Source organism: Paramesorhizobium salinisoli (assembly GCF_003335045.1).
Lineage (GTDB): Bacteria > Pseudomonadota > Alphaproteobacteria > Rhizobiales > Rhizobiaceae > Paramesorhizobium > Paramesorhizobium salinisoli.
This window is the reverse complement of sequence record NZ_QOZG01000016.1, coordinates 25,165-45,846: the sequence shown is the minus strand read 5'-3', so window position 1 is coordinate 45,846 and position 20,682 is coordinate 25,165. Positions and strand designations below refer to the sequence as shown.

Sequence of the window (20,682 nt, the reverse complement as noted above, 5' to 3'; positions counted from 1 at the left end):
ACGCGGTTGCCGGCGTCCAGACATATGGCTTGCGAGTTTCAGGATGAATGCCATCGACCACTACCTGCTGGCCGATACCCATGATTTCGATTCGCTGCTCGATGCCGTCGATTTTGAACCAGGACGATTGCATTTTCTCCCGCGGTTCAGGCGTCCTGAAAAGAAACAGCGACTTCGGGGCTTTTCCCACGCGCATCGGCGCATACTCGCCGCCAGGCAATTCTCGAACCATGGCAATTACCGCGGCTGCCAGCTCAGGTCGCATGATATCAACGTCGATTGCCACGACGTCGCCGGTCAATATCCCGGTGTTTGTATGCTCCGGGAACGCTGTTTCCCAATAGGCGGCATTTTCGTAGGTGGCGTTAAGATTTTGCCAGCCTCTGAATGCATCCGGAGCCTTCCCCTTGCAGGGGACGATGCGGTAGCCGTACAGAATCAAATTCTGTCGCGTCGCCAGGATACTGGACGTGTTCTGTTTTACTGTTTGGGCCACAAAAACCTCGCGTGTGTGCCATGCCCATTCCGCACCTCGGAACAGGCTTTTCTAGATTCATGATGATGGGGTTGGGGTTGTTCGCCGGGTTTCGGGCCGGTTGCGGGTTCTTCTTGGCTCGCGGGACGGGTAGGGGCTAGGCGGCGCTCGACGCCAACGTTCCCGGCTTGAACATGGTGCGCCCGTCGATATGGCCGACCACGGTGCCGTCCTGCTTAGGGGTGGACGTTGTGTTGTCGTTGGCCGCTTGCCGGTTGGCGATCTGCTCGTCTATCCAGTCCATCACCTCGGCACGCACGAACGCTATGCGCTTCACCCCGATTTTCACGGGTTGCGGGAAGCGACCCTCTTTCGCCATCAAGGCGATCAGAAAGCGGGACATGGTTGTGGCGGCTGCCGCCTCCTTTGGAGACATCAGTCGGGGGGCATTATCGTTGGCGGGAATATTCATAGCTCTCCTCTCACGCCGGATAGAATCCGGGCGCGCAAATCTCAGGTGGATGAATGGTCGATGAGATTGATTTGGCCGCTGGGCCAGAGGGTTAATCGCAGGCCCTGGTGGACCGGGTTTGGCGCTAAGCGCCGAGGGCTTATGCTGCGATAGCAGCCGCCTCAGTAGTGATAGCGATTATGTCCTATTCGGAATGAAAGTCAACCTAGATACTACATATGGTGCAAATATTTATTTTTTCACCTCATTTAGTATTTAGGTAATCGGCCCATTGATTCATCATCTCGCGACGTTTCGCCAAGGCCGAGCCGCGGCGATAAGCGGCTTCAGTCTTGTCCCGCAGCACGTGCGCGAGCGCCGCCTCAGCGACATCACGCGGGTAACTCGTTTCATCCCCCACCCAATCCCGGAAGGAAGAACGCAGGCCGTGCAGCGTTGCGTCACCGCCCCCGGCTGCTCGCAACACCTTCGTCATCGCCGTGTCGCTGATGGGACGCCCCTCGCGGCCACCTTCGAACACCAGCGGCCCAGTCGATTGCTCCTGTTGTGCCTTCAAGATCGCAATGGCGCGGTCAGACAGCGGAACCTCGTGGGGACGGGCCGCCTTCATCCGTACTGACGGAATAATCCATAAGGCAGCGTCGAAATCAACCTCAGCCCAAGTCGCGCCGCGAACCTCTCCAGACCGGGCAGCGGTTAGCGCCACGAATTCCACAGCCCGTGCAGAAACCGCTGACGCTACCCGTAGACGCGCAATAACAGCAGGAAGGTCTTTGTACCCCACAGCCGCGTGGTGGCCACGGGTAAGCTTGCCGCGGGCTGGTAGTAGCTCCTTCAGCCCACCTCGCCAATCGGCCGGATTATCTCCGACATAGAGGCCGCGTGCCTTCGCATGGTCGATCACTGCGGCAATGCGCTGGCGCGTCCGATCAGCGGTTTCTGGTATCTTGGTCCATATCGGTTTCAGTACTTCATGAACATCATCCCGCGTGACGTCGGCGATGGATTTTTTATGAAGCGGCGCCGCGTACGTCATGAGGGTCATTGCCCATTGGCTTTTATGTTTTTCGTTTCGGAAGCTGGCTTGTTTGACGTCCAAGACGTCGTTCATGATGTCCAAAAACGTTTTACGGCTATGAAGCTCTTCACCGCGCGCAAGTCGCTGGCGGATTGCTTCGGCCTTCTCGCGCGCCAGCGCCAGTGACACAGGGGCCGTTCCGTGCCCGTATCCACCGAGGCCTATCTCCGTGCGATTGCCTTGGCGCTTGAATATGAATATCCATTGTTTGGAGCCTGGTATGGCAACAGTTATGTCATCGGTTATGGCGCGACGGATCCGCAGAAAAAGCCCGTCTCCATCGCTATATACCCCCGGTTTGTTCAGGGTTCGAATCCGTGTCTCCGACAGTTTGTTGCGTGCCATGCTCGTTTCCCGTTGCCATAACTTTATTATGGAATATACGGTGAAACTGGATATATCAACGAAATCGTGTCAATAAAATCAATATCTTACAGGAACAGGCGGGCTCCCTCTCCGCCAGTTTATCCCGATCCATTCGGGATACATAGATTTGGCTCCGGCTTTTGTCGCCTGACCCTGCCTGGCTATCGGGAATAATCACCTCTGGACTGATATGTCGGAGCGATTGTGGCCGCTCCATCCAGATCAAGTCATCCGGTCCAGGATCGCGCGCTGGCGGTGCATTTCCAGGAAGATGCGGTAGTCGCGATCGAGCGCTTCGCGCGCCTCCAGCGAAGGGCGCCGTTCCAGCCCGCCCTTCTGCATGCCGGTGCAGGCGGCGGCGAGATCGGGATAGAGCCCGGCGGCGGTCGCCGCCACCATGGCGGTGCCCAGCAGCATGGCGTCCTCGGCCTGCGGCTCGATCACCGTGCAGCGTGTCGCGTCAGCATAGAGCTCCATCAGCAACGGGTTCTTGATATGGCCGCCGGTCACATGCAGCGTGTCGATCGTATAGCCCTTGGCGTTCAGCGCCTCCAGAATATGGCGCACGCCTAGCGCGATGGCGACAGCGGTCCGCCAGTAGAGGCGGCAGAGACTGTCGAAGGAAGCATCGAGCGTCAGGCCGCTGATCACGCCGACGGCATGTGGGTCGGCAAGCGGCGAACGGTTGCCGTGGAAATCCGGCAAGACATGCACCCGTCCGGCGAAGCCGGTCCCTTCCTCCGCGCGCAATTGCTGGACCCGCTCGACGATGCGCCGGTGCATGGCGGCGTCCGGTTCGCCGCCCGCTCCGTGCCAACGGATGATATGGTCAAGCAACGCCCCCGTGGCGGATTGGCCGCCTTCGTTCATCCAGCAATCCGGAAGCACCACGCCATGATAAGGACCCCAGACCCCGGGGGCCGGACGCGGCGCCTGCGAAAGCGCCATGACGCAACTCGACGTCCCGGCGATCAGCGCGAGATGCCGGTCGATCTCGGCGATATTGCCCGCGAAGCCGCCGAGCACGCCAAGCGCGCCGGCATGCGCATCGATGAGCCCCACACCGACACGGCAGGTGCGGCTCAACCCCAGCTCTGCCGCTGCTTCCTCCGTGAGCGGCCCCAGATCCTTGCCGATAGGGCTTGCCTCGTCAGGAAGGGTGCCCTTCTCCCGCATGTCGGCGATACCAAGCGTCTCGAAGAAATCCTGGCTCCAGCCCGGCTCCTCATGGGCGAGATAGGCCCATTTGCACGTCAGCGTGCACTGCGAGCGCTCAAGCGAACCGGACGCCCTCCAGGTGAGGTAATCCGCGAGGTCGAGGAAATAACTCGCATTCTCCCAACTGGCGGGCAGGTTGCGCTTCAGCCACATCAGCTTCGGCGTTTCCATCTCGGGCGACATGACGCCGCCGATATAGTCGAGGACGCGATGCCCGGTCGCCGTGCATTCGTCTGCCTCGGCGAGCGCCCGGTGATCCAGCCAGACGATGGTATCCCAGCGATTTTCACCCGAGGGCGAGACGGTCAGCGGATCGCCATTGCGGTCGCGCACTACAAGCGAGCAGGTAGCATCAAAACTGATGCCCGCCACGTCCTCCGCCGCTATACCCGCCTTGGCGACGGCAGCGCGCACGGCACGGCAGACCGCCTGCCAGATATCCTCGGAATCGTGCTCGGCGAAATCCGGCTTCGGCCGGTTCATCAGGATGGGATGTTCGGTGCGACTCAGGAGATCGCCGTTGCGCGCGAAGACGCCTGCACGCGCACTCCCGGTCCCAACATCGACCGCCACGACTCTATCGCCCATCACCAGACCTCCCCAAATGATTGAAGCCGGGAACATAGAGCATGATCCCGGAAAATTGCAGACCTTTCGGATAAGATCATGGGGCTGAACGACGACATATGCGCAGGAAAGATGGGAACTGTTTGCAGGCCAAGAGGGTGAGCACGCTATTGCGCAGGAGAAGAATGCAGCATGTCCGGCAACCGCGCCATCTGGTCGAACATGCGGTCGGGCGCGAGCAGCCGGAGCGTGTCGCGATGGCTCTTGCCGCCCGCATGCCCGCCGCCGGTAAAGGCAAAGACATGCATCCCCGCCGCCTTCGCCGCCTGCACCCCGGCCGGGCTGTCCTCGATGACGAGGCAATTCTCCGGCGCAACCTTCATCCGCTCCGCCGCATGGAGAAACAGATCAGGCGCGGGTTTACCCTTCTTGACCATGGTAGCGCTGAAAATATCCGGCTCGAAGCGGTCGATGAGGCCCGTCACCGACAGGGAAAGGCGGATACGCTCCGGCTGGCTGGAGGACGCCACGCAGAATGGCACGCCGAGCCGGTCGAGCGCCTGGGCAATCCCCGGGATCGGCTGCAATTCGGCTTGAAACACCTCGTAGAGCCTCGCCCTGCCCTGCTCCAGCGCGGCATGGGTGAGATCGACCTGAAATTCCTCGCTTAGTATCGCGGTGATGCTTGCAAGGCTCCGGCCAAGGAAACGTTCATAGGCCTCCTCGGCATCCATCGAAAGGCCCGCATCGGCGAGCGTTTCCATTAGCACCCGTATCGCCAGCGGCTCGCTGTCGACGAGCACGCCGTCACAATCGAAGATCACAAGACCGGGGTCGATCACCTTTACATCCATCAGACCATTACCAGCAGGTATAGCCGCCATCGGCAAGGATAATCGAGCCGGTTAAAAGGCTCGCTGCATCCGACGCGAGGAATTGCACCACAGAGGCGATCTCGTCAGGCTGGCCGACGCGGCCCATAGGCGTCATTTCCAGCCAGGTCTTGTACATCTCCGGATTTTCCTTGATGCCGAAGGCGGTAAGCGGGGTTTCGATATAAGTCGGCGCCACAGCATTGACGCGCACGCCCCGCGCGCCCCATTCCGCGGCAAGCGACTTGGTCAGGTGATGCACCGCCGCCTTCGACGCGTTGTAGAAGGCCTGCGGCTGCGGCTTGTTGACGATGAAGCCCGACATCGAGCCGATATTGACGATCGACCCCCTGCCTTGTTCCAGCATCTGGCGCCCGAAGGCGCGGCAACACCAGAACAGCCCGTCGACATTGACATCCATGTGGAAGCGCCAGTGCTCGTCGCTCGTATCCTCCGCACGCACGTCGCTCTTCGCAACGCCCGCATTGTTGACGAGGATATCGACCCGGCCATGCTGCTTGACGATCTCGGCGGCAACCGCGTCCACATCCGCCGATTTGGTGACGTCGAGCGTGACGCCATGCGCCTTGATCCCAAGCTTTTTCAACTCCGCGACAATCGCCTCGACGCGCTCGGGCAGCATCTCCGCAACAACGACGGTCGCGCCGGCTTCGCCCAGCGCCTGCGCGCAGGCTGCGCCGATCCCCTGCCCGCCTCCGGTCACCACCGCCACCCGTCCGTCGAGTTTTAGCTTATCCATATACATCGGTATGCCCTTTCAGCTCATCCAGTTTCCGCCATCGACATTGTAGGTTTGCGCGACGACGTAATCGCTCTCGGACCCGGCGAGGAATATCGCCATGCCCGTCAGATCCTCAGGCTTGCCCATGCGCCCGAACGGCACGGCCTCGCCGGCCAACCGCTTCTTTTCGCCGAGCGGTCGGTTTTCATATTTGGCGAAAAGCGCATCGACACCGGCCCAATGGTCGCCATCGACCACGCCGGGCGCAATCGCATTGACGTTGATGCCGTATTTGATCAGGTCGAGCCCCGCGGACTGGGTGAGGCTGATGACGGCGGCCTTGGTCGAGCAATAGACCGCCACCAGCGCCTCGCCGCGCCGACCCGCCTGGCTCGCCATGTTGATGATCTTGCCGCCGCGCCCGCGCGCGATCATCGACCGCGCGACCGCCTGCATGGTGAAGAGCACGCCATGCACATTGACGGCATAGAGCCGTTCATAGCTCTCTCGTGTGATTTCGACGATCGGCGCCATGTCGAAGAGCGCGGCATTGTTGATAAGAATGTCGATGCCGCCGGCCTTCGTTTCCGCCTCCGCGACAGCCCGCTCGATCGAGGTAATATCGGTCACGTCGATATGCACGGCATGAGCGCGCTCGCCGATCTTTTCCGCGCTTTCCCGCGCCCGGGCGAGATCGATGTCGGCCAGGACAACGGTGGCGCCCTCGCGCGCAAAGGCTTCCGCGAAGGCGAGGCCGATGCCGCGCGCCGCGCCCGTGATGAACGCGGTCTTTCCTTCAAGACGGCCGCTCACAGCGCATCTCCGTTTTCGCCGAAGCGATAGATCTTTTCTGCCTCCGGAGTGAGGAAGACCCGCTCGCTGTGCTTGACCGCAAACTCGCCGGGCGCGCGCGCCGTCACCGGACCGACGCCATCGACATCCGCATGGACGAACGTGTCGGCACCCAGATGCTCCACGACGGTGACGGTCCCCTGCCAGGGACCTTCCCTCTTCGACAAGCCGATATGCTCCGGCCGCACGCCGATCGTCGTGGCGTTCTCCTTTGCCGCCGCCGCGCCTGTGATCAGGTTCATCTTCGGCGAACCGATGAAGCCGGCGACGAACAAATTCTTCGGATTGCGGTAGAGATCAAGCGGCGAACCGACCTGCTCGATGCGACCCGCATTCAGCACCACGATCTTGTCGGCCATGGTCATGGCTTCCACCTGATCGTGGGTGACGTAAACCATGGTGGTCTTGAGCTGATGATGCAGTTCGCTGATTTCGAGCCGCATGTTGACGCGCAGCGCCGCATCGAGGTTCGAGAGCGGCTCGTCGAAGAGAAACGCCTTGGGCTGGCGCACGATGGCGCGCCCGATCGCCACGCGCTGGCGTTGCCCGCCTGAGAGCTGACGCGGCTTGCGGTCGAGATAATCGGTGAGGTTCAGGACGCGTGCCGCGTCGCGCACCTTTTTGTCTATTGCGGGTTTCTCCTGCCCTGCCATCTTCAAAGGAAAGGCGATATTGCCGTAGACGCTCATATGCGGATAAAGCGCGTAGGACTGGAACACCATGGAGAGGCCGCGCTTCGCAGGTGCTTCGCGCGTCGCATCCGCTCCGTCGATGCGGATCGTGCCTGCGGTCGCGTCTTCGAGCCCGGCAATGATGCGCAGCAGCGTCGATTTTCCGCAGCCTGAAGGCCCGACGAAGACCACAAATTCGCCGTCGGCTATCTCCAGATCGATCTCCGGTATGACATTTGTGGTTCCAAAGGATTTCGAGACCTTTTCGAGTGTTATGCTACCCATGAAACCCTCCCTGGTTTAATTTTTTCTGGGCTCATTTCACCGCCCCGAATGTCAGGCCACGCACGAGCTGGCGCTGCGAAAACCAGCCCAGAATGAGGATCGGCGCGATAGCCAGCGTCGAGGCGGCTGAAAGCTTCGCCCAGAACAATCCCTCGGGGCTCGAATAGGACGCGATGAACGCAGTGAGCGGTGCGGCACTGGCCGCCGAGAGGTTCAGCGTCCAGAAAGCCTCGTTCCACGCAAGAATGATATTGAGGAGCAGCGTCGAGGCGATACCCGGTACCGCCATGGGCGTCAGCACATAGACGATTTCCTTCGCGAGCGAGGCGCCGTCCATGCGCGAGGCTTCAAGGATCTCACCGGGAATTTCCTTGAAATAGGTGTAGAGCATCCAGACGATGATCGGCAAATTGATCATCGTCAACACGATGACGAGACCGAGCCGCGTGTCGAGCAGGCCCCAGTCGCGGAACAGGAGATAGATCGGAACGAGCACGCCCACCGGCGGCAGCATCTTGGTGGAGAGCATCCACATCATGATGTCCTTGGTGCGCTTCGTCGGCGAGAACGCCATCGCCCAGGCGGCAGGAATGGCGACCAGCAATCCAATAAAGGTGGAGCCGAAGGAGATCACCACTGAATTCATCATGTGTTTGAAATAGTTGGAGCGGCTCTGCACCTCGTAATAGCTCTGCAACGTCCAGTCGAAGAACAGGAAATGCGGCGGCGAGGCGATCGCCTCGCCCTCCGTCTTGAAGCTGGTGAGCACGGTCCAGAGGATCGGAAAGAAGATCACGAAGCCGACGAGCCAGCCGATGGCGGTGAAGGTCAGTTTCCTGCGTGTGGAGATTGCGCGGGCCATCGGATCATGCCTCCAGATTCTTGCCGATGAGGCGAATGAGGAAAATGGCGACGATATTGGCGAGGATCACCGCGACGATGCCGCCGGCTGATGCTCCGCCGACGTCGAACTGCAGGAGCGCCTGCGCATAGACAAGATAGGTGATGTTGGTGCTCTCGGTGCCGGGACCACCATTGGTCGTCACCAGGATTTCGGCAAAGACGCTGAGCAGGAAGATCGTCTCGATGAGAACGACCACCGTCATGGCCCGCGCCAGATGCGGCAGGACGATATGGATGAAACGCGAGACCGGGCCCGCGCCGTCCATCTCGGCCGCTTCCTTCTGCTCCTCGTCGAGCGATTGCAGCGCAGTCAAAAGGATGAGCGTGGCGAAGGGCAGCCATTGCCATGCGACGATCATCGTCACCGAGAAAAGCGGCAGGCTGGAGAGCCAGTCCACCGGCTGCAGGCCAAAGAGGCGCGCGATCCAGGCGAAGATGCCATAGACCGGGTGCATCAGCATGTTCTTCCAGACGAGCGCCGAAACGGTCGGCATGACGAAGAACGGCGCGATCACCAGAAGGCGCACGATTCCCTGCCCGAAGAAAGGCTGATCGAGGAGAAGAGCGAGCAGCGTGCCGCCGACGAGGGTGATCAGGAGAACACCGCCGACCAACAGAAGCGTGTTGAGAAGCGCTGCACCGAACGCCGGATCGGTGAGGAAATAGCGATAGTTGAGCGTGCCCGCCCATTCCTCCATCCCCGGCATCAGAAGATTGTACCGCAGCAGCGAGAAATAGAGCGTCATGGCCAGCGGCACGATCATCCATACGAAAAGCATAAGGACGGCCGGGGTCATCATGAGACGGGCGGCGGACCGCGTTTGCAGCGTTGCCATGGGGTTTGATCCCATCTTTGGGAGCATCTTGCAGCCAGATGAGATCACCTGGCGTCGCATGAATGCGGCTGAAACCAATAGAGCGGAATTGACCGGGGCTGTCGTGTCGTCGGATGAACAGCCCCGGCCCGCGAAGAGGATCCGGGTGGGATTACTTGATATACCCGCCCTTCATCATCTCGCGTTCGCTGAGCTGCTGGGCGTTCTTCAGCGCCTGGTCGACCGTGGTCTGGCCAGCAAGTGCTGCCGAGAATTGCTGCCCGACCGCTGTGCCAAGCCCCTGGAACTCAGGAATGGCAACGAACTGCACACCGACATAAGGCACGGGCTTCACCGTCGGCTTGTTCGGATCGGCGGAATTGATCGAGTCCAGCGTCATCTTGGCGAAGGGTGCAACCTTCAGATATTCCGCATTTTCATAAAGCGACGTACGGGTGCCGGGAGGCACGTTGAGCCATCCGTCCTTCGAGGCGACGAGCTCAAGATAATCCTTGCTCGTGGCCCAGTTGATGAATTTCTCGGCAGCCTCGGTCTTCTTGGATCCCGCGGGAATGGCGAGAGACCATGCCCATAGCCAGTTGCCGCGTTTGCCGAGGCCCTTGTCGGGCGCCAGCGCGAAACCGACCTTGTCGGCGACTTGGCTTTCCTTTGGATCGCTGACGAAGGAGGCCGCCACCGTGGCATCGATCCACATGGCGCACTTGCCCGACTGGAAGAGCGCCAGATTTTCATTGAAACCATTGGAAGAAGCTCCGGGAGGCCCCGCGTCCTTCATCAGATTGACGTAGAAATCGAGCGTTTCCTTCCATTCCGGCTGGTCGAATTGCGGCTTCCAGTTCTCGTCGAACCAGCGGGCGCCGAAGGAATTGGACATGGCGGTCAGGAATGCCATGTTCTCGCCCCAGCCCGCCTTGCCGCGCAGGCAGATGCCGTACATTTCCTTGTTCTTGTCGGTCAGTTTGCGGGCGGCTTCGCCCACGAAATCCCAGGTTGGCGCGTCGGGCATCTTCAGCCCCGCCTGGTCGAACAGATCCTTGCGGTACATGACGAACGAGCTCTCGCCATAAAACGGAGCGGCATAGAGCTTGTCCTCATAGGTGAGGCCGCTGCGGATCGGCGGCAGGATATCGTCGGCGTCGTAATTCTTGTCCGAGACAAGCTTGTCGAGCGGCAGGAGCCAACCCTGCTTGGCCCAGATCGGAACCTCATAGGTGCCGATGGTCATGATATCGTACTGGCCGCCCTTGGTGGCGATGTCGGTCGTGACGCGCTGGCGAAGGACATTTTCCTCCAGTGTCACCCATTCCAGATCGATATCGGGGTTCTGCGTCGTGAAGTCGTCGGCCAGCTTCTGCATGCGAACCATGTCGCCATTGTTCACGGTGGCGATCGTCAGCGTTTCGGCCTGCGCAAACCCGGCCATGGCGATGACAGAGCAGGCGCCGAGCATCAAGGATTTCAATCTCATCTGTTCCTCCCAACATTCGAAATCGAGCATTTGCTATTAGTATGGGCAATTACTCACAATAGGACGGAAAGTGTCAAGCCCCATTCGTCGCCGCAACGCAGCAACGCGGGACGCTCCGATTCGGGAAAAGCCTATCTCTCGTGTTTGAGAAGTGCGGCTGCAGTCGCCTCGTCGGTGATCAAGCCGTTGATCAGCCGGCCTTTTACCGCCGCCGAGATGGCCGGCTGCTTCTTCGCCCCTTTGGCGAGTGCGATGACGAGGGCATTCTCGCCGCTCGGAATGGGGGAACTGGCGACCCGCTCATTGGTCAGCCCCTGGAGCATTCGGCCTTCGCCGTCGAACGCCCAGCCCAGGATTTCGCCGACGCCGCCCGCCTTCTGCAGCGCCTTCAGCTCCGCCTGCGAAACGAAGCCGTCGAGATAGAGGGGGGCCTCGTCGCCGAGATCGCCGATGCCGAGAAAGGTTACATCCGCCCTCGCCGCCAGTTCGAGCACCGGGCGGATCATCGCCTGGCCGTGCAGAAGCTCGCGCTCCTCCGGCGACGAGGCGATGACCGGCAGCGGCATGGGGAAACTGCGCGCCTTGATCGCATCGGCGATGTTGAAGATGACATTGTAGAACGCCGCCGAGCCGTCGGGCGCGATATTGCCGGTCAGCGAGACGACCTTGTGCTGCGGACATTCCATCGGCGACAATTGCTCGATTGCCGCCTTCAGCGTGCGCCCGGTGCCGATCGCCATGATGATCGGCACCGGCGATTTTAACCAGCGCGCCATCTCCTCCGCCCCCACCTCGGCCACGCCGAGCGTCGTCGAGGAGGATGCGGGGTCCGTCGGAACCACCTCTGCGAAGCGCAATCCGAACTGCGTCTTGAGCCGAGACGCGAGGTCGAGGCAATTGGCGATCGGATGATCGAGGCGCACCTTGACCAGCCCCTCGGAAACGGCGAGCGACACCATGCGCTGCGCCGACTGGCGGGAGATACCGAGCTTGGCGGCGATCTCGTCCTGCGTATTGCCGGCTATGTAATAGAGCCATCCCGCGCGCGCCGCATCATCGAGCCTGGTATTGTTGGTATCGCGCCTTGAACTCACTGTTTCCCGCCTTGAGAGAGCACGATCCCGAAAAGTTGCAGACTTTCCGAATAAGATCATGCGCCTGAATAAAGACCTGCAATATCTCAAAATGCGACAGCTGGGGGCGACACGCAACTCCTTTGGTAAACACGCTACCGGTCGCCTTCGATTAAAACTTGACTTTTATTGGCATATTTTGCTTTTCTGATTGAAACAGCCGTATGGCATCGGGCTCATGACGTTCCACCCCCAGATGAAAAGCAAGGTCGAAGGCGTGTCCGTCATAGGTGGTCTTCGCTGGCGCGCGTGGAACGGCGTCATCGCCGATGTCTGGTCGGTCATCTGCACCGAAGGCGCCTCTGGTCAGTATGTCTCGAGGGCGCCGCGCCTTTTCGTCGTTCTCGACAATGACGGCGTAGGCCGCTTCGCCATCCGCCAGAGCGAGCATCAGCAGGCGGTGGCCAGGAGCGCCGCCCCCTATCGAATGAGCTATATTCCCGCCGGAATGCCGATCTGGAGCCGGGCGGAAAACACCGGCTTTCTCCGCCATCTTGACCTGCATTTCGATATCGAGACGCTGTCCCGGCGCTTTGCCGGAGCGCTGGATACGGAGAAGCTTACCGTGCCCCGGCTGATGTTTTCCGACGAACGCATTGCCAGCCTCGCTGGTCTCATCGCCGCCGAATGCCTCAATGACGATCCGCTGCACGACCTTTATGGCGATGGTCTGGTGGCCGCGCTTTTCGCCGATCTCTTCAAGATCGGGCAGGCGTCGATACGAAAACGCAGCCAGCTCTCGCCGCGCCAGTTGCGCCGCGCCATTGATTTCATTGAGGAGAACTGCCTCCGCTCAATTCGCCTGGCCGAGCTTGCCGAACTCGCCTGCCTGTCGGAAACCTATTTCAGCCACGCTTTCAAGGCATCGACGGGCATACCGCCGCATCAGTGGCAGATGCAGGCGCGCATCCGCAAGGCGCAGGAACTCATGGACCGCAAGGCGGTTTCTCTGACCTGGGTTGCGTCGGCCACCGGTTTTTCGGACCAGGCGCATTTCACCAGGGTTTTCAAACGTTTCGTGGGCATGACGCCGGCCGCATGGCTGCGTGTACAAAGCCGTTGAACGGCTTTCCGACAAAAGCCCAAAACGCTTCAACATGCAGCAAGAACCGACAATCCACGTGCAGATAGCTGATATAAATAGTCATATTATCGACAGGGTTTAAGGGGTTGCGCCTTCCGATTGCCGCTCGGATCGGAGACGACGACCCGTCAAGCAGGGGCTTATTGCAATGACCACAACGCGCCGGAAGGTCACTCTCCGCGTTCTCCTCGGCAGCGTGGCGACGCTTCCCGTTTTTCTCTCTTCGCCGCTTTATGCGCAGGAAAACGGCTCGCCTATCCAGCTCCAGCAGATCACCGTCAATAGCGGTGAAGGCGGAGAAGCGAGCGCCACCGGCCCGGTGAAGGGATTTGTCCCAGAGCGTACGGCGACCGGCTCCAAGACCAGCACGCCAATCGAGGAGATCCCGCAATCCGTGTCCGTGGTCGGACGCGAGGAGATGGACGATATCGGCGCGCAGAAGGTCGATGAGGCGCTGCGCTATACCGCCGGCGTCTTCGCTCAGCCCTTCGGCCCCGACCAGGACACCAACTGGCTCTATATCCGCGGTTTCGACGCCACCCAGACCGGCACCTATCTCGATGGCCTGCAGAATTTCAGCTATGGCTTCGGCGGCTTCCTGATCGACAGTTTCGGCCTCGAGCGCATCGAAGTGCTTAAGGGGGCCGCTTCCGTGCTCTATGGCGGCAGCAATCCGGGCGGTATCGTCAACTATGTCAGCAAGCGCCCGACAGGCGAGCGCTTGCGCTATGTCGAGGCGGGCGTCAATTCCTTCGGCAACGGCTATCTCGGCTTCGATATCGGCGACAGGGCGTCCGATGTGGTCGATTATCGCGTCAACGGCATCATCGCAGGTGGCGACGGCTACACCGATTTCGCGCAAGATTTCCGCGGCGTCATTTCGCCCAGCATTTCTTGGAGCCCGGACGCGGCGACGAAACTGACCGTCCTCGCCAACTACACCCATCTCGACGGGACGCATAATGGCGGCGCCTTCCTGCCTTATTACGGCACGGTGCAGAATACGCCTTTCGGCAGGATTTCCCGGAAGGCCAATTTCACCGAGCCGTCGATCGATACCTATGACCGCGAGCAGGCGTCCATCGGCTATGAGCTTGAACATACGTTCGAGAACGATTGGACGATGCGCCAGAACCTGCGTTACGGCTTTTCTCATGTGAAGGAGCATTCGCTCTATGCTTCGGGATATGCCGGGTGGTCCCCCACGCCGGTGAACGGCGATTACGATCTCCAGCGCGTCAATTTCCGCCACGACACGACGGTCAACACCTTCCTCGTCGACAATCAGTTGCAGGGCGCGGTGACCACGGGCGCCATCGAGCACACGCTGCTCTTTGGCGTCGAATATAAATATTTCAACATCGACCAGATGCAGCAGACCGGCGGCGCGACCCCGATCAACCCGTTCGATCCGGTCTATGGCGAGCCACAGGGACCGATGTGGGACCCCTATATCGACCAGAATTTGAAGCGCAACCAGGTCGGCATCTATGCGCAGGACCAGCTTCGTTTCGGCGACGGCTGGATCGTCACGCTCAATGGCCGCTATGACTATGTTTCGGATAAATCCGAAGGTCTTCCGGCCTATGACGACCATCAGGGCGAGGCGAGCGGACGCGCCGGCATCGCCTATGAGTTCGACAACGGCATCACACCCTATGCAAGCGTTGCGACCTTCTTCAATCCCGTGATCGCGTCACTCAGCCCGGGTGAGCAGGCTAAAGCGGAAACCGGCCAACAATATGAGGTAGGCATTAAATACCGGCCGGAGGCATTCGATGGCCTCATCACCGCTTCATTCTTCGACCTGACCAAGCAGAATGTGGTGACCGGCCCCTTTAACAACCAAACACAGATCGGCGAGGTCAATTCGCGCGGTGTGGAGCTGGAAGTCCAGGCGAACATCACCGAGGCTTGGAGGCTAACCGCCGCCTTCACCACCTACGATCTGGAAGTGATCAAGGACGATAACGCCGCGCTCGTCGGCAACCGTCCCTATCTTCTTCCGGAAACGCAGGCCTCAGTCTTCGCGCAATATACCGTCCTCGACGGCGCGCTCGAAGGGCTCCAGCTCGGCGGCGGCGTGCGCTATGTCGGCTCCTCCTATGCCGATGCGGAGAACCAGTACAAGGTTCCGGATGTCACGCTGGTCGATCTCAAGATCGGCTATGAGAAGGACAATTGGGGCGTCGATCTCAATGTCACCAACCTCTTCGACAAGGACTATGTGGCCGGTTGCCAGACGCTCACCTCCTGCGGCTACGGCGAAGGCCGCAAGGCGCTGCTAAAGGCGCATGTGAAATGGTGAGGGCGGCATCCTGGGTGCAGTTCGCTTCCCAATGAAACGTGGCGGCAGCAATACCCCTTCTGCCCTGCCAGCCAGGGGGTAATCGGCCAAATCTTGCAAAGCCAGGGACAAGCCCGTACGGGACCTGATGGTCATCGATCGCCAAACCATTACCAGACGAACCGTGCTCGCTCTCGCCGCGAGCGCGTTTGCGTATCCTGCCGGCCTTCGCGCCGCGTCCCTCCCCCGCATCGCGGCGATCGACTGGGCGATGCTGGAAACCGCACTTGCCATCGGCGCGGTACCCGTCGCCGCGACCGAGCTCATTCAGTTCCGCAAGATCGCCATCGAGCCTGAGGTGCCGCAGAGCGTCACCGATCTCGGCCTGCGCGGCGCGCCCAATCTGGAGCTGCTGCGCATCGTCGCGCCCGATCTCATCCTGAGCTCCAGCTTCTATGAGTACCGCCGGGCAACTTTCGAACGTATCGCACCCGTCCTTTCCGCTACGATCTACCAGGCGGGCACACCGCCCTTCGCGCCCGCACGGGATGCCATGCTGGCGCTCGGCCAGAGGCTCGGCCTGGAGGATGCCGCACGGGCTTACATAGCGGCGACCGAACGGGAAATTGCAAACTTACGCCAACGCGTGAAAAACCGCATCCATCGCCCCGTCTTCCTCATCAGCATCGGCGATGCCCGGCATTTCCGCGCCTTCGGCGGCGACAGCATGTTCGGCGACGTCCTCCACCGCATCGGGCTTGCCAACGCATGGAAGGGGGAAACCAGCTATTCGGCCACCGCCCCCATAGGCATCGAGGCGCTGGCCAGCACACCTGCCGCCGATATCGTGGTCATCGGTCCCGTACCGCCGGAAGCGCGCGAAATCCTGCCGCGAAGCCCCATATGGAACGCCTTGCCGGCGGTTCGCGATAAACGGGTTGCAATGTTCGATCCGATCGATCATTTCGGCGGCCTGCCCGCCGCGCGTCGCTTCGTCCGTCTGCTTGGCCAGGCAGGATCGTTCCTGCAGGCGAGTTCCGATGGCTGAAACCGCACTCCCTCGCCGGTCCATTCTCTTCTGGGCGCTCCTGGCGCTGCTCGCCGCCATTCTTTGCGCCATCACCATCGCGGCACATCTCTCCTCCGACGTCCCCGGCACGGAAGCGCTCCAGCGCGTCATCCTGCTGCACGCGATTCTGCCACGCGCGGCGATGGCCCTGCTCTGCGGGGCAGCGCTCGGCCTCTCCGGCCTGCTTCTCCAAAGGGTGCTGCGTAATCCGCTGGCTGAGCCTTCGACGCTCGGCATCTCGGCCGGCGCACAGCTCGCCATGGCGGCGGCATCCGTCTATGCGCCATTTCTCCTCGAAGCGGGCCGCGAGGGCATGGCGCTGGCCGGCGGGCTGGCAGCGGTAGCGCTCATCCTGGCGCTAAACTGGCGGCGCGACCTTGAGCCCGTTTCGGTCGTGCTGGCCGGTATGATGGTCTCGCTGACCGCCACCGCCGCGAGCGCCGCGCTCATCCTCGCCAATGGCGAATATATGTTTTCGCTGTTCATCTGGGGCGGGGGAACGCTGGCCCAGCAGGGATGGGAACCCGCCTTCGCCATCACGCTGCGTCTGGTTCTGGTCGCGGGCTGCTCGCTTCTGCTCCTGCGCCCGCTCACCATTTTGGGCCTCGACGAGGCCAATGCCCGCAGCCTCGGCGTAGGGCTCTACGCCACCCGGTTCATGGTGATCGGGCTTGCCGTCTGGCTGGCGGCGAGCGTGACCGCAGAAGTGGGCATCATTGGCTTTATCGGGCTTGCCGCACCGGCGCTGGCGCATCTGAGCGGCGCCCGCTCGCCACGCCAGAAGCTTATCGCCGCCCCGCTGCTTGGCGCCATCCTGCTGTGGCTGGCCGATGGGCTCGTCCAGCTCTTCGGGGGCTCCGGCGGCGAGCGAATTCCCACCGGAGCTGCAACAGCCCTCCTCGGCGGGCCGTTGCTCCTATGGCTGCTGCCGCGCCTCCGGATGCTCGAATGGCCATCGCTGAATGCAAAACCGCATGTCACGCGACGGGCCACACGGCCCGCTTTCCTGCTCGCCCTTCTGCTGATCCTGGCTCTAGTCGCCTCGGCCATGGCGCTGGTGCTCGGGCGCGGGCCCGACGGCTGGAACCTCGCCCACGGTACGCTGCTGAACGACCTGCTGTCCATCCGCGGCCCGCGCGTCGCCATTGCCGCCGCCGCAGGCGCGATGCTCGCCGCCGCGGGCACGATCATGCAGCGGCTGACCGGCAATCCGCTCGCGAGCCCCGAAATCCTCGGTATCGGAACCGGCGCCGGCGTCGGGCTTGCCGCCGTCCTCTACCTGAGCGCCATGCCTGGAGCAGGCGCCCAGCTCGCCGGTGCGACGGCAGGCGCGGGCACGGTGCTCGCCGTTATGCTCGTAATCGCCGCGCGCAGTGGCTTCGGCCCGGAACGCCTGCTGCTGGCTGGCATCGCCATGAGCGCTCTGTGCAGCGCCATCCTGACGGCGGCCATCGCCACGGGCAACCAGCAGGCCTTCAGGCTCCTCGAATGGCTTGGCGGCTCTACGAACGAGGCCTCGGCTGGCGAGGCCTGGCTCGCCAGCGCCGCCACTGTGCTCCTCATCGTGCCACTGTTCTTCACCTCCCGGTGGCTCGGTATCCTGCCGCTCGGCCAAACGGCAGCGCGTGCGCTCGGCTTGCCGCTCGCAATGAGCCGGTTCCTGCTCGTCATTCTCTGCGCCGGCCTCACCGCTATTGCCTCGCTGCTCGTCGGCCCGCTGAGTTTTATCGGTTTGATTGCGCCGCATATGGCGCGGCTCATCGGCCTTCACCGCCCCCTGCCCGGCCTTTTCGGTGCCATGTTCATCGGCAGCGGCCTGATGGTCTTTTCCGACTGGCTTTCGCGTATGGCGGCCTTCCCATATCAGTTACCCCTCGGCCTTTTTGCCTCGCTCATCGGCGGCACCTATCTCATCTGGATGCTAGGGCGCGGAGAAAGCCGCGAAACCGCATAATAGCTGCGGCGCCCCTCAAGCTCCACGGCACCGGCGGAACCAAATAGCCATCCGCGCGGTTTTCCGGCATGGAAGAAATTCTGGCCAATATCGTTGCCGATATGCTGCCCGGCACGGCTATCCCGTATCCTGTCATTCTGGCGCGGATTTGTGGCGCCTTGGTCCTCGTCGCGATCATCGGCATTGATCGGGAGACCCGCAACCGGCCGGCGGGGCTGCGCACCCATTTGCTGGTAGGGCTGGCCGCCGCCATTTTTGGCATCCTCGCCGGTGAAATCACCAGGGCGCCTCTTTACCAGATAGAACAGGTCCGCATCGATCCGCTGCGCGTCGTCGAGGCCGTGACGGCAGGCGTGGCGTTTCTCGCCGCCGGATTGATCGTTTTCGGTAAGGGTCAGGTGCATGGACTGACAACTGGCGCCGGCATGTGGCTCGCCGCCGCCATCGGTCTTTCCACCGGCTACGGCTTCTGGATCATCGGCTTCTTTGCAACATTGGTCGGCACCGTTGTTCTGCGCCTGCTCTATCGTGTGGAAAGATGGTTGGAATGGAAATAGCATTTCAGCAGCAGGAGAATTTCCGGCGCAGAATGTAGAAAGCCTGCCCCGCCTGCCCGACTTCGCGCCTGAGAGAACAGATCGGAACCGGGATAGATATCCGTATTATGCGATAACGCCACCGGCGACGTGCAGATCATCCGGCGTATCGACATCCACCATCGCCGCCGGACCGATTTCCACGTCGATAACAGGGGCATCGCCAGTTTCGATCAGGTGACGTGCGCCGATATCGCCGGTGAGGCGCTCGATCGCACCGAACAGGCTTCTGGGCAGGATCACCGGGTTGCCCCGCTTGCCATCGAAGGTCGCGCGGACCACGGCACCCCCGCCCGCTTCGGCGAAGGCCTCGATGAGCCGCCTGAGATGCTCCGGCCCGAGCGCCGGCATGTCGGCCAGAAGCACCATCATGCCATCCGCATCGGCCGGCACGTGCAGCAATGCGGTCTTGATCGACGAGGAAATACCTGTCGCATAGGCACCATTGGCGGCGATCACAAGGTTGAGTCCGGAGAGCGCCGCTTCGATTTCGCCGGCCATATGCCCCAGCACTGCGATGACAGGACTGCCGCCCGATTTCAACGCACGTTGGGCCGAGAGCCGGACGATGGGCTCGCCATCGATTCGCGCCAGAAGCTTGTTGGGGCCGCCCATTCGGCTTGACCGGCCGGCAGCAAGCAGCGCGATGGCGACGCACACCGCGCGGGCAGCTGGCTCCGCCTGGCGCGGCTGCGGCCGTGTCGGAATCTCCATCAAAAGGCCACCGACGCCCATGCCGATGATATCCCTCGGCGTGACGGGAATGCCCGCCATCAGCCGGTCCAGCACCCAGTCGAAACCATTCTCCTTCGGGCTGCGCGCGCAGCCGGGCGCGCCGATCACCGGCTTGCCGCCGAGTTCGCCGAGAATGAGCAGATTGCCTGGATCGACCGGCATGCCGATGTGATGCACCACGCCGCCGGCCTCACGAATTGCCTGCGGTACCGTATCCGCCGGGTCGGCCACGGCGGAAGCGCCGAAAACGATCAGCATATCGGATGTGGCCGACATCTGCCGGATAGCCTCCGCCAGATTGGTCGTCCGGTGCGAAACACGCATTTCGCCCGCAATCAAGCCGCAGTTGTGTACGACCCGCGCCTCCGTCACGCGTTTGGTCTTGTCGAGCACGCCTGATTTTACCGATGGCAGGACCGTCTGGATGAGGCCGACGCGCTGCTTGCGAAATGGACGCATGCCAAAAGCCGGACGCCTTGCGACCTGCGTCTCGATCCGTTCGATGAGCGCGGCATCGACCCCGAAGGGAATGATCTTTACCGTCGCCACCATCTGGCCGGGCTTCACCCGATCATAGTTCTTCAGCGTCGCGATCGTGACCGCGGGATCGACCGCGTTGATGCCGTGGATGATATCGGAATCGACCGTGAAGAGCCCGCTCTCGAGGGCGAGGAAATTGACCCGCCCGGTGGAAGCAGGGCCGCCCCGCACGCCGTCAAACTGAAGCGCACGGGCAAGGCGAGATGCGGCGTCGTTTTCGTCTATGTCACCCACCTCGAGCCGCGCCACCGTCACGCGCGAGACCCCGGCCTTGTGAAGCGCCTCGATATCGTCGCGCGTCAGCACATGGCCTTTCCTGAGGCTCGTTATGCCCGTCGACGCCGAATGGGCGAGGATCGCGCCTTCCGCCTCAAGGACCGGGATCTCGCCAAATCTCATGCCGTCTGTCCTTCAGCTCGATCCGCATACGATGCGAAACTGTTCAACACCGTGAGGGTCGTCTCGATTTCCGTCTTGTC

Annotated in this window: 18 protein-coding genes; 5 read left to right on the top strand and 13 right to left on the bottom strand. The window is 61.6% G+C overall.

The window, feature by feature from the left end:
• From DUT91_RS22375 to DUT91_RS22320, 12 genes are all read right to left on the bottom strand, one after another.
• Positions 1 to 496, bottom strand: a 496-nt coding sequence (locus DUT91_RS22375; protein ID WP_200835063.1) for a bifunctional DNA primase/polymerase, incomplete at its 3' end; no start/stop codon positions are given.
• A 136-nt stretch (positions 497 to 632) separates the two neighbouring features.
• Entirely contained in the window at positions 633 to 947 is a 315-nt protein-coding gene (locus tag DUT91_RS22370; protein ID WP_200835062.1) for a helix-turn-helix transcriptional regulator, read from the bottom strand.
• A 244-nt stretch (positions 948 to 1,191) separates the two neighbouring features.
• On the bottom strand, positions 1,192 to 2,370 hold the full coding sequence (locus tag DUT91_RS22365) for a tyrosine-type recombinase/integrase (protein ID WP_114442683.1): 1,179 nt from the start codon (positions 2,368 to 2,370) through the stop codon (positions 1,192 to 1,194).
• 243 nt (positions 2,371 to 2,613) lie between these two features.
• Complete coding sequence (locus tag DUT91_RS22360) at positions 2,614 to 4,197, bottom strand: FGGY-family carbohydrate kinase (RefSeq protein ID WP_114442682.1); 1,584 nt, start codon at positions 4,195 to 4,197, stop codon at positions 2,614 to 2,616.
• A 146-nt stretch (positions 4,198 to 4,343) separates the two neighbouring features.
• The gene (locus tag DUT91_RS22355; RefSeq protein WP_114442681.1) at positions 4,344 to 5,030 is read right to left on the bottom strand and encodes an HAD family hydrolase; all 687 of its coding nucleotides are present in this window, start codon (positions 5,028 to 5,030) and stop codon (positions 4,344 to 4,346) included.
• A 7-nt stretch (positions 5,031 to 5,037) separates the two neighbouring features.
• Entirely contained in the window at positions 5,038 to 5,814 is a 777-nt protein-coding gene (locus tag DUT91_RS22350; RefSeq protein ID WP_114442680.1) for an SDR family NAD(P)-dependent oxidoreductase, read from the bottom strand.
• 12 nt (positions 5,815 to 5,826) lie between these two features.
• Positions 5,827 to 6,603, bottom strand: coding sequence for an L-iditol 2-dehydrogenase (locus DUT91_RS22345; protein WP_114442679.1), 777 nt, complete (start codon positions 6,601 to 6,603; stop codon positions 5,827 to 5,829).
• Positions 6,600 to 7,598, bottom strand: a complete 999-nt coding sequence (locus tag DUT91_RS22340; protein ID WP_114442678.1) for an ABC transporter ATP-binding protein — start codon at positions 7,596 to 7,598, stop codon at positions 6,600 to 6,602. The genes DUT91_RS22345 and DUT91_RS22340 overlap by 4 nt, the downstream gene beginning before the upstream one ends.
• A 31-nt stretch (positions 7,599 to 7,629) precedes the next feature.
• A complete protein-coding gene (locus DUT91_RS22335; RefSeq protein WP_114442677.1) occupies positions 7,630 to 8,460 on the bottom strand; it encodes a carbohydrate ABC transporter permease in 831 nt (276 codons plus the stop codon).
• A gap of 4 nt (positions 8,461 to 8,464) precedes the next feature.
• Entirely contained in the window at positions 8,465 to 9,337 is an 873-nt protein-coding gene (locus DUT91_RS22330) for a carbohydrate ABC transporter permease (protein ID WP_114442676.1), read from the bottom strand.
• 151 nt (positions 9,338 to 9,488) lie between these two features.
• Positions 9,489 to 10,805: an ABC transporter substrate-binding protein gene (locus DUT91_RS22325; protein WP_114442687.1), complete on the bottom strand. Its 1,317-nt coding sequence runs from the start codon at positions 10,803 to 10,805 to the stop codon at positions 9,489 to 9,491.
• A gap of 131 nt (positions 10,806 to 10,936) precedes the next feature.
• Positions 10,937 to 11,899: a sugar-binding transcriptional regulator gene (locus tag DUT91_RS22320; protein ID WP_114442675.1), complete on the bottom strand. Its 963-nt coding sequence runs from the start codon at positions 11,897 to 11,899 to the stop codon at positions 10,937 to 10,939.
• A gap of 217 nt (positions 11,900 to 12,116) precedes the next feature.
• Between DUT91_RS22320 and DUT91_RS22315 the strand changes: the two genes are divergently transcribed.
• The 5 genes from DUT91_RS22315 (at position 12,117) to DUT91_RS22295 (ending at position 18,889) form a co-directional block, all read left to right on the top strand.
• Positions 12,117 to 13,001 (top strand): helix-turn-helix domain-containing protein, encoded by an 885-nt coding sequence (locus DUT91_RS22315; protein WP_114442674.1) that lies wholly within the window; start codon positions 12,117 to 12,119, stop codon positions 12,999 to 13,001.
• A gap of 169 nt (positions 13,002 to 13,170) precedes the next feature.
• Positions 13,171 to 15,330 carry a TonB-dependent siderophore receptor gene (locus tag DUT91_RS22310; RefSeq protein WP_114442673.1) on the top strand — a complete coding sequence of 720 codons (2,160 nt, stop codon included), beginning with the start codon at positions 13,171 to 13,173 and terminating at the stop codon, positions 15,328 to 15,330.
• Between the two features lie 127 nt (positions 15,331 to 15,457).
• Complete coding sequence (locus DUT91_RS22305) at positions 15,458 to 16,357, top strand: ABC transporter substrate-binding protein (protein WP_114442672.1); 900 nt, start codon at positions 15,458 to 15,460, stop codon at positions 16,355 to 16,357.
• The gene (fhuB, locus tag DUT91_RS22300; RefSeq protein ID WP_114442671.1) at positions 16,350 to 18,332 is read left to right on the top strand and encodes a Fe(3+)-hydroxamate ABC transporter permease FhuB; all 1,983 of its coding nucleotides are present in this window, start codon (positions 16,350 to 16,352) and stop codon (positions 18,330 to 18,332) included. Before DUT91_RS22305 ends, fhuB begins: the two co-directional genes overlap by 8 nt.
• A gap of 68 nt (positions 18,333 to 18,400) precedes the next feature.
• Positions 18,401 to 18,889 (top strand): MgtC/SapB family protein, encoded by a 489-nt coding sequence (locus DUT91_RS22295; protein ID WP_114442670.1) that lies wholly within the window; start codon positions 18,401 to 18,403, stop codon positions 18,887 to 18,889.
• A 105-nt stretch (positions 18,890 to 18,994) separates the two neighbouring features.
• Here the strand turns inward: DUT91_RS22295 and DUT91_RS22290 are convergent, their stop codons facing one another.
• On the bottom strand, positions 18,995 to 20,602 hold the full coding sequence (locus tag DUT91_RS22290; protein ID WP_114442669.1) for an NTP transferase domain-containing protein: 1,608 nt from the start codon (positions 20,600 to 20,602) through the stop codon (positions 18,995 to 18,997).
• Between the last annotated feature and the right edge of the window lie 80 nt (positions 20,603 to 20,682).